At 63.5% G+C, this 3626-nt stretch carries 3 protein-coding genes and 2 pseudogenes; 1 reads left to right on the top strand and 4 read right to left on the bottom strand.

The window, feature by feature from the left end; genetic code table 11:
• The 4 genes and pseudogenes from ACEW8G_RS07915 to dapA all read right to left on the bottom strand — a co-directional run.
• Positions 1–711: pseudogene (locus tag ACEW8G_RS07915) on the bottom strand (hybrid sensor histidine kinase/response regulator); the annotation flags it as partial.
• 87 nt (positions 712–798) lie between these two features.
• Positions 799–1329 carry a DUF2062 domain-containing protein gene (locus ACEW8G_RS07920; RefSeq protein ID WP_373487887.1) on the bottom strand — a complete coding sequence of 177 codons (531 nt, stop codon included), beginning with the start codon at positions 1327–1329 and terminating at the stop codon, positions 799–801.
• A 282-nt stretch (positions 1330–1611) separates the two neighbouring features.
• Entirely contained in the window at positions 1612–2094 is a 483-nt protein-coding gene (gene smpB, locus ACEW8G_RS07925; protein ID WP_373487888.1) for an SsrA-binding protein SmpB, read from the bottom strand.
• Positions 2094–2969 carry a 4-hydroxy-tetrahydrodipicolinate synthase gene (gene dapA, locus ACEW8G_RS07930; RefSeq protein WP_373487889.1) on the bottom strand — a complete coding sequence of 292 codons (876 nt, stop codon included), beginning with the start codon at positions 2967–2969 and terminating at the stop codon, positions 2094–2096. Before dapA ends, smpB begins: the two co-directional genes overlap by 1 nt.
• 95 nt (positions 2970–3064) lie before the next feature.
• Here dapA and ACEW8G_RS07935 point away from each other — a divergent pair.
• Positions 3065–3626: pseudogene (locus ACEW8G_RS07935) on the top strand (lytic transglycosylase domain-containing protein); the annotation flags it as partial.

A 3626-nucleotide genomic window follows, 5' to 3' on the forward strand; every position in this document is an offset into this window, starting at 1 on the left:
GAACGCGCTGTTGGCGGCGCGCACCCGGCCTTCTGCACCGATCGCTGCCGCCATGATGCCGCCCTCGCCCAGCGCCCGCCCGGCGCGCCCGCCGAGCAGCTTTTCCGCCTCGGTCGCCAGATCGAAGCGGGCTACCGGAGCAAAGCGCCATAGCAGATAGTCCTGACCTAGCCCGACCCGCTGCACGCTGGCATCGAGTATAACCACAGGCTGCATCGCGGCTGTTGCCACCAGCCCATCTGCATTGCCGTGGCCATCGCGCCAGGCCGCGCGTCCAGCCTCTGCCAGCAGGTCGCTGCCGCCGCCGGCAACCGGAAGCTTGGGAGGCGCGACACCTGCACCAAACATGTCAAGGTAGCGCTGGTTGGCGCAGGTCATCCGCCCCGCCTCATCGGTGATGCAAATCGCGGTATCGGGATGGTCGGTCGCAGCATGGGTCACCGACCAGTCGGGCATCACAGTGCTCACCGGCGTCCTCGCAGGGAAATGGCGACGATAGACCATGATCAGCGTAGCCAGACCGACGAGACCCGCGACAAACAGCGCCAGCGGCACCCAGTCGCCCAGCGCCAGCCAGATCAGCCCGCCACTGATCACCAGCCCGCCGAGCACGATCAGGGCGGTGATCCGGTCATTGGGCGCGTTGGGGTCAGGAAGGTCGGGCAGCCAGTCCGGCCAGTCAAGGTCGGTGCGGGAGCGGGTGTTGGTCAAAGTCGTCAGGTTCCTTGGGCACGCGACAATTGCCGCATCACCAAGCCCTAGGCTAGCGCAATCATGGCCCGCTTACAATTTCTCCGCTCAGCTTACTGAATGCGCGCTCCGCTTGGCTTTTGAAATACGACGACGACGCTTGTTCGCGATCCATATCCGCCAGCCGAAAGCGCTCAGCACATAGCTCAGCGCCGCCAGCACGACCCCCATCACCACCAGGCCAACGGCGGTGATCGACGCAGCACCGGTCAGCCACTGCATCCAGCTGTCGACCTCGGGCGTGTTGAGCGCGGTTGCGACCGGCTGGCCGAAAGTTGTCGCGTCAATGCGCAGGATGAACTTGCCGACCTGATAGGCGACAATCCAGAAGATCGGCGTGGTGATCGGGTTGGTGATGAAGGTCGTCAGCGCCGCAACCGGCACATTGGCTCGCACCGGCAATGCCAGCAGCGCCGCCACGAAAATCTGGCCAAGAGGTACGACAATCCCGACCAGCATACCAAGCGCCACGCCGCGTGGCACCGACCGCCGGGTAAAGCGCCACAGCTCAGACCGGAGCACACGCGCGGCAAAGGGCTTCATGAAACGGCTGCGCTCCATGCTTTCACGCGTCGGCATGTTTCGTCCAACCCAGCGGGCGAACCGGCCTTCAGTCAACTCCAATCCCTTATGCCTTCTTATCCAGTGTCGCTTATGTGGGCCTGCCCCAGAAAAAGGCCATAACCTTGTTCGGATTAAAACGACGTTTAACCCGATTCGCGGGACGAATCGGACGCCAGCCTCATCCAAGCACCGCCCATAGCGCGACTGAGTGATCTGACGCACGTTCTGTCATAAGGCGACCCGCTTTTTCGACGGATGGAGTGATGGCCGTGTGTGCGGCGATACCGGTGATAGCCCTCACCCCTTGTCGCGCATGATCCTGCCCTGGTCGCGCTTCCATTCGCGCTCCTTGGTCGCGGCGCGCTTGTCGGGGGCCTTCTTGCCCTTGGCGAGTGCCAGTTCAACCTTGGCGCGGCCGCGGCCGTTGAAGAACACTGACAAAGGCACGAGCGTCATGCCCTGCCGCGCCACCGCGCCGTGCAGCTTGGTGATCTCGCGCTCATGCAGCAGCAGCTTGCGCGGGCGTTTGGGTTCATGATTCTCGCGGTTGCCGTGGCTGTATTCGGGGATGTTCGAGTTGATGAGCCAGACCTGCTCGTCCTTCACCTCGGCATAGCTTTCCGCGATTGACCCCTGGCCCGAACGCAGCGCCTTAACCTCGGTGCCGGTGAGCGCGATGCCTGCTTCATACACCGTATCGATGGCGTAGTCGTAACGCGCGCGCCGGTTCTCGGCGACGACCTTTTGCTTGTCGAATGTCTCGGGCTTGGGCCGCGCCATCAAATAAGCCCGGCGTGGACGAGCGCAGCATCGACAATCTTGCGGCTCTTTTTGTCGGGCGGAGTCATCGGCAGGCGCAGATCGGGCAAGAAATCAGGCCGCACCCGGTTGAGAGCGTATTTCACCGGACCGGGCGAGGCATCGGAGAACATTGCCGCATGCAGCGGAAACAGCCGGTCGTTGAGCGCCAGCGCGGCCTTGTAATCGCCCTTGGCAAGCGCTGCCTGAAACTGCGCGCACAAAGCAGGCGCGACATTGGCGGTGACCGAGATGCAGCCCACCCCGCCCATCGCGCGATGGGCCAAAGCCAGCTCGTCATTGCCCGACATCTGGCAGAACTTCTTACCGCAGCGCGCACGCTGCGCGCTGACGCGTTCAAGATCGCCGGTCGCATCCTTGACGCCGATGATCGTCGGGAAGCGTGCGAGCTTGGCCATCGTGTCAAGCTTGATGTCGGTCACGGTGCGTGCCGGCACGTTATAGAGCAAGATCGGCAGATCGCATGCCTCGGTCAGCGCCTTGAAATGCGCGCGCACCCCGTCCTGCCCAGGTCGGTTGTAATAAGGCGGCACCACCAGCGCCGCGCTTGCCCCCGCTGCCCTGGCGTTGCGCATATGGCCAATCGCGACCTGGGTATCGTTGGACCCGCAGCCCGCAATCACCGGCACCCGGCCCGCTGCCTGCTCGACGCAGACGCGCACGACATGGTCATGCTCCTCAATCGACATGGTCGCCGCCTCGCCGGTGGTGCCGCACGGTACCAGCCCGGCGCTGCCACTGTCGATCTGCCAGTCGATCAGCGCGCGGAACGCTGGCTCATCAAACGCTCCGTCGCGGAATGGTGTCGCCAGAGCGGGAATTGACCCGGAAAACATGCGGTAGCTCCTTTACCTTGCCTGCAAACCGGGCAAGAACTCTCATATGCGCATCACAGTTACGTTCAGCGCCTGATAAGGATCGAAAGCGCATCATGTCCAGCATGGTTTCAAAAATTGCCCTTGCGCGCAGCATTGCCGCACTCTCCGCCCTGCCACTCATTGGTGTTCCCGCTGCCTGCATTGCCAGCGAGCAGCAATCCAATTACGCAGCTGCTCCAGCCCCGATCAATCGCGGTGGTGACGGCAGCGACTGGGACCGCGCCCGCGCCCAGTTGATGCAATCGATGCCCGCCGACCTGTCGGGCACCATCGGCAACTGGCGCGCGCTGACCGCCAGCCCGAACAACTATACCTTTTCGACCTTTGCGAGCTTTCTGGTAGCCAATCCCGGCTGGCCCGATGAAGACAAGCTGCGCCGCAGCGCCGAACAATCATTGGGCACTGGCTATGCTGAACCCGGCCAGGTTGTCTCGTTTTTCACCCGCTTCCCGCCGCTGACCAATGTCGGGCGCGCCCGTTATGCGCTGGCCCTTGCTGAAACCGGCCAGCGCGATGTCGCGCAGAGCGAGGCGATCAAGGCGTGGCGCGGCGGCACGATGACGAGCGACGACAAGGCGCGGCTGTTCAGCCAGTTCGGCGCGCGCTTCAGCATCG

The sequence above is a fragment of the Blastomonas sp. genome, assembly GCF_041747255.1.
GTDB lineage: Bacteria > Pseudomonadota > Alphaproteobacteria > Sphingomonadales > Sphingomonadaceae > Blastomonas.